The organism is Mesorhizobium sp. WSM4840, from assembly GCF_055811755.1.
In genome coordinates, this window is the sequence record NZ_JBVVQD010000077.1 from 1 (window position 1) to 5,749 (window position 5,749).

Here is a 5,749-nt window from a genome sequence, read left to right on the forward strand (position 1 = left end):
TAGTGCAAACACCCGTTCGCGCGCCTTCAACGCATTGAACTAACAACGCTTTTAGAATCTCACTGTTGAGGTAGGGCCACGGGTAAAAAAGCTCGTGCTCCGCGAGCCCTTGGGCGTACTGTCGTCGTGCTGTAAAACCACCAACGACGACACTCGGCCTCGGCAACGTGTCGCCAGCCGAGTTCGCAACGAAACCCAGGCTGGAAAACAAGCGGCCCGAGGCCCTGAAATGAAACCATGACTATCCTCAAGCAGGAGGACATCAGCGCCTCAGCCATGGTCCAGACCAATTAACAAAATAACTTATATTAACGATTTTAACAAAATCTACACGTTCACGACACTTCCAAAAAAATAAACTTAACATAACATAACTTGATGCCGTCTGAGAATGGAGTAGAGATTTGACGGTTCCCGTCTGCTGAAGGCGCCTTAAGCGGCAGCTTTGTATTCCAGTAAGCAGAACAACGCAAATGACTGTAGATTAGAGACTATGGACAGTGACGAATGACTACAGTCTCAACACTTCGAAGGTTCGCAATCGTAGTTTCAGATCAGTTTTCTTTGGTCCCCTCGACGGAGTGTATTTCGTTGGTGGCGCGAGGAAAATCGTCGTGGGAAATAGGAAAACTCTAATCCTCTCTAGCTGCAGCCCGCGGCTCGCGACAACTCGCGGACCGAGGTTATTTCGCATCGGTGACCCCGTTGTCCTCCTTCATGCTCAGCGGCGGCTCGGCCTATTGTCTGATACTAAGAACCGACCATTCGTCAAGGCGACACCCGCGAGCCAGACCGCGCAGACAAAGTGGCACACCAAAACTCGGTGGCCTACACTCGTACGGCATGGTCACGGCAGCGGATTGGAGTGCAGCGTGACCGAAGACTGCAAGGGGAGTTTTTAGTGATGAACATCGGTGTTTTGAAGGAAATCAAAGAAGACGAGCGGCGTGTCGCACTCCAGCCGATCCAGGCGCAGGCTCTTTCGCGCCTCGGTCACAACATCTATGTTGAAATCGGCGCCGGGGAAGGGGCTGGATTCTCGGATGCGGATTATCAGGCCTGCGGGGGGAAGGTTGCGATGAAAGATGAGGTTCTCGCCCGGGCGCGGCTCCTCCTCAAGGTGAAGGCACCGCTGCGCTCAGAATATTCTGACTATGCTCCGCATCACATCCTCTTCACGTATCTGCATTTTGATGAGAACATTGATCCTCGGGATATCTCTGAACTCATCAGTAGAGGGTTTCTTGGAATTGCTTACGAGTGGGTGGGAAAAGGTGGCCGGTACCCATTGCTTGAGCCGATGAGCCAACTGACTGGTTATCTCTTCGCTCAGCGGGCGTTGGAGTTGTGCTCCAAGGAAAAAGGAGTGTTCTGCCCGCGAAATGAGAACCTTCTCCCCGGAGGGCGGGCTCTGATCATCGGAGGCGGCAATATCGGTCTGTCCGCATTCAAATACTTGTCGGACCTCGGGGTTGCCTTGACCGTTGTTGTCACTCGAGGCCGCGAGGATTTCAATTGCAAAGCCAACGCGCGTTTCGAAACCGAAGGCGTCGACTACATCGGCGCAACGGGCACTAACCTGATCGTCATGAATAACAACGATCCTTCACGCACTCAGGACACGATCGCGGCGGCATTGCCGGAGATCGACATCGTCCTCAACTGTGCGGTGCGTCGCTCCGATCTTCCGAAGCGGAGAATGGAGTACCTGATCGACAGAGGCATGGTTGGAGCCATGCAGAGAGGCGGCATTCTGTGTGACTGTACTGCCTGTGATCGCGACTTGGTCGAAACCTGTACTTCTTCTGCATCGCTCTACCACTCGTATCGCGAAGAAAATATCGTGCACTACAACTGCGATCATATTCCGTCAATGGTGGCTAATACGGCGACGCGGCTGCTCACAGCGCGAACTTTCGCTTACATTCGTTACATCGCCAGTCTCAAATCTTTGCAGGCCATCACTGAAGATGAAAGCCTGCGTAACGGAGTCTGTTGCTACGGTGGTCACCTGACCCACGCGCTGTCAGCGGAGAAGAAGGGCTTGCCGTATCGGCCGCTGAGCAACGTTATTGAAGCGATGTCGCGTCCCATGTAGGCGTTGGGAATATTCAAAATGCGCACCAATTTACAGTATGTCGATGATCGCGTAATCGGACCCCGCATTTCGCGTAAAAGGGACTCCGGTTTGGGGTGGTGAAGGGCACGCCGGTGAGCGCCCAATATCAGGCGGAGCTGGTCGGGGTTGCACAGCCTGATCGGGCGCGGATGATTGGCTTTTGGACTTCAGCTTTGAGAGCGGCTTTTGAAGCGCCAGGATTGGTTTCTCGACGATCTCGCAATGATGTGCCTGTTGAGCAGCGCTGCACCATGATCACTTTGCAGGGAGGCATCTTGTGAGCGGAGAAGGCCCGCGCTTTGAGGGCGTGATATGGGACAGTCATTCGGAAATCATATTTAACGATGCTGTCGAGCCAACATATCTGCAGCGCTACATTGATTCTGGTGTGACATTGTTGACCCTCAATGTCGGTTCCGATGTCAGTCCGTGGTCCGAATGCATCAAGAATTTGTCGGTCTATCGAGCGGCTGTTGCAGCCCGTCCACACAAATGCGTCATTGTCCGCAGTGAAAAGGATATCCGGCAGGCCAAGACAGATGGCAAGCTAGCTATTGTGTTTGACATTGAAGGGATGAGTGCCCTCAATGGCTCCTTAGAGATGTTGAGCCTCTACTATGATCTTGGGGTTCGGCAGATGACGCTTACCTACAATAGGAACAACGGAGCCGCCGCCGGATGTCATGACGAAGACCAAGGTCTCACCAAGTTCGGTAGAGATATTGTTGAGCAGATGAACAGGCTAGGAATGGTGATCGACTGTTCCCACGTTTCTTACTACTCCTCGATGGAGGCAATCCAGCTATCAGAAAACCCCGTCATATTCTCTCACTCAAATTGCAAGTCGATTTACGATCATGAACGTAACATCTCCGATGAGCAGATAATAGCGTGCGCCGCAAAGGGCGGAGTGAGCGGTGTCACCGGTCTAGGTATCTTTTTGGGAACGGGTGACGCCAGCGTTGAAGCCTTGGTCAGACACATTGATCACAAGGCGGATTTGGTTGGCCCCAAACACATTGGTATTGGGCTGGATTACTTTCCAGACTGTAAAGACATGGTGCCCTCATGGAACACTGTTTATTGGCCGAATTCCCAATATCCAAATGGGCCAAATCTCGGGTTCATGGACCCAGAAGCATTTCCGCAAATCGCCGACACTCTAAGTATGCGCGGATACTCCGACAGAGACGTGAGGGGGATAATGGGAGAAAATTTTCTTCGTGTCGCAAACCACGTCTGGAAGTGAGCATTGTGGCTAAGCGCAGAGGATGCTGACTAGTGGTACATCCGGTAAGTCCTAGAGCTCGCTGTAACAGGGCAAAAACAGGCAGCTTCGGCTGGATGCCACCGGCGCTTGCCCCAAACGAAGGGTTGGTGGACATTCCAGTAGGTCGGTGGTCGCGTGAGTGATCTCGTCGCGGATCTCGAACCGCCGGCCTGCCATACCAACGAAGGCAGAATCTTCCGCCAGGGCTCAATCCGGTTGCGGGTACTCGCTGCGGATCCATACACCACGAGACGAGTGCGGCTGCTCCTGCCCATACGTGACGTTGAAGCGCGGGAAGTCGATCAGTTCGGCCGCCATCATAAAGCGCGCCGCGCCCGCGTGCCAATCATGCGGCCTTCGTCGTACTTCGTCGTATGCGTACCATCAAGCGGAATCGATGTGGCGTATTTCGCAAAGCCGGATAGGAGTCGGCCAATCCCGCGTAGGCGTCACATGGCGCCGGCTGGCAACGCATCGGTGGAACACCTTCTAGGATTGCGGATAGAAGCGATAGCCATCAGCAGTTCAGCCGTGTCTGCAGCAGCCTCACGAAATAATTAGCGACATCGGCAGCGAGGCGCGCTCATCAACGATGGTACAGCCGGGCGCTGTGCGTTCTTGCCTGTGCGCTACGCGGATGATTTGTGGTTCTTGTCTCCGGGACGAAGGAAGATGCCCACGCGGAAAAGACCGCGTTGGCGGAAACCTTCGCCGGACCACAGGCCTCGAGTTGTCATCGGAAAAGACGAAGGTCACGTCCATGACGGACGGGTTCGAGTTCCTCGGATTCCGCTTCGGCATATATTGGGACAAACGCTATGGCTACGGCCCGCGCGTCCAAATCCGCAAGGCCAAGGCCGGTGATCTTCGTCGGAAAGTCAAGCAACTGACAGGTCGCAACACCTCGCCCAGTCTTGGCAATAAACTCAAAGAGATCAATCCCATCCTGCGCGGATGGGCGAACTATTATCGTCACTGCGCGTATGCAGGCCCGGTGTTCACCAGCCTTGACCGGTACACGGGCATGCGAATCTGGCGGTGGTTGCGAAAGAAACGCCCAAAAGCACGAGAACGCGGCTTATGGGGAGCCTATCAACCGAGCAGTCGCCGCACAACGAGACGGCTCTGGCGCGAGGGTCCGATCGAGCAACATCTGCTCGCCTGGACACCCGTATCCCGGTTTCGTCTTGCATGGATGGAAACGCCTGACTTCGCCGTGTCTTCTGGAGAGCCGGATGCGTAACGAAAGGCGCAGTCCCGTTCGGCGAGAGTTGCGCCTTGCAAGCGCGTTGAAGTCAGCCGTCTGAGATGACGGCCGCGGCAAAGCCTAGCGAGCAGCCGCGAACCTAGTCTTGCGTGGCGTCCGGTGACGGCCGTTGCGAAGCGTAGACAGGGAGGTTGTAGGCCGGAATGAAGTGAACGGGAATATAGCCCCGAAATCGAACGTGATCGGAGTAGCCGACCCTGTCTCTCAAAGGGGAAGGCGGAATCAAAGGCCGCGTTTTCGCAAGCGGTCTGAGGTGCTCCCGGGGTTCGTACCGCCAGCATGCAACCGAAGGCATTGACGGGAACAAGGGAGATCCATCCGGCTCAAGCGTAAGCTTGTAGGACCTGCCAAGCCGATGAGGTGAGAAGGGGCTGATGGTCGGGTGGAAGTCAGACTGACTGATAGTACTCCGAGGACGGGAGAGCCGGCCACAAGGGGAAGCGGTCAGCGGTAGTTGAATTGTTCTAGGGCGACATGGGCTCCATTCAACGCGAGTCACAGCCTTCTATTCAAAGAGAAGATCAGCTGACCATGGAAACGAAACTTGAACAAATAGCAGTGAAAGCTCGAAGTGAGCCAAAGCTCCGCTTTACCTCGCTGGCCCATCACATCACGCGCGAACGAGTGCAGAGGAATCTTCTACAGATACCGAAGCGCTCCGCCGCCGGGGTGGATGGACAGACGGTGGAGGCGGCGAGGAAGAGCTTCGACGGATGGATTGGGCCGATGCTCCAGTTCATCCACCGCCAGGGGTATCCCGCGCCGAACATTCGGCGGGTCTACATCCCCAAGCCCCGCAAGACGGAAAAGCGCCCTCTTGGCGTTCCGACTGTCTCTGACCGGGCACTGCAACGCACCACGGCTGAGGTGCTGTCGGCCATCTATGAGCAGGACTTCTTGCCCTGTTCGTTCGGCGGGCGGCCTGGGTTGAGTGCCCATCATGCCCTGGCGACCCTCAACGAGGTCATCGCAGGTGGCAAGATCAGTTGGGTGCTAGAGGCGGATTTGAAGAACTTCTTGGAACCATTGTCATAATACCCCCTGGTTCATGAGTTGTATTCGAAGAGGGTGGGAATGTTGTCTATGGTCTTGA

Annotated in this window: 4 protein-coding genes; all 4 read left to right on the forward strand. The window is 55.1% G+C overall.

Going from position 1 to position 5,749, the window contains the following annotated elements:
* Window positions 1-904 precede the first annotated feature (904 nt).
* The 4 genes from AC0L3I_RS36580 (at window position 905) to AC0L3I_RS36595 (ending at window position 5,691) form a co-directional block, all read left to right on the forward strand.
* Window positions 905-2,098, forward strand: a complete 1,194-nt coding sequence (locus AC0L3I_RS36580) for a hypothetical protein (protein WP_473530182.1) — start codon at window positions 905-907, stop codon at window positions 2,096-2,098.
* 298 nt (window positions 2,099-2,396) lie between these two features.
* Window positions 2,397-3,368 (forward strand): dipeptidase, encoded by a 972-nt coding sequence (locus tag AC0L3I_RS36585; RefSeq protein WP_473530183.1) that lies wholly within the window; start codon window positions 2,397-2,399, stop codon window positions 3,366-3,368.
* 781 nt (window positions 3,369-4,149) lie between these two features.
* Window positions 4,150-4,632, forward strand: a complete 483-nt coding sequence (locus AC0L3I_RS36590) for a group II intron maturase-specific domain-containing protein (RefSeq protein ID WP_473530184.1) — start codon at window positions 4,150-4,152, stop codon at window positions 4,630-4,632.
* A gap of 555 nt (window positions 4,633-5,187) precedes the next feature.
* Window positions 5,188-5,691 (forward strand): hypothetical protein, encoded by a 504-nt coding sequence (locus tag AC0L3I_RS36595; protein WP_473530185.1) that lies wholly within the window; start codon window positions 5,188-5,190, stop codon window positions 5,689-5,691.
* The last annotated feature ends 58 nt before the right edge of the window (window positions 5,692-5,749 follow it).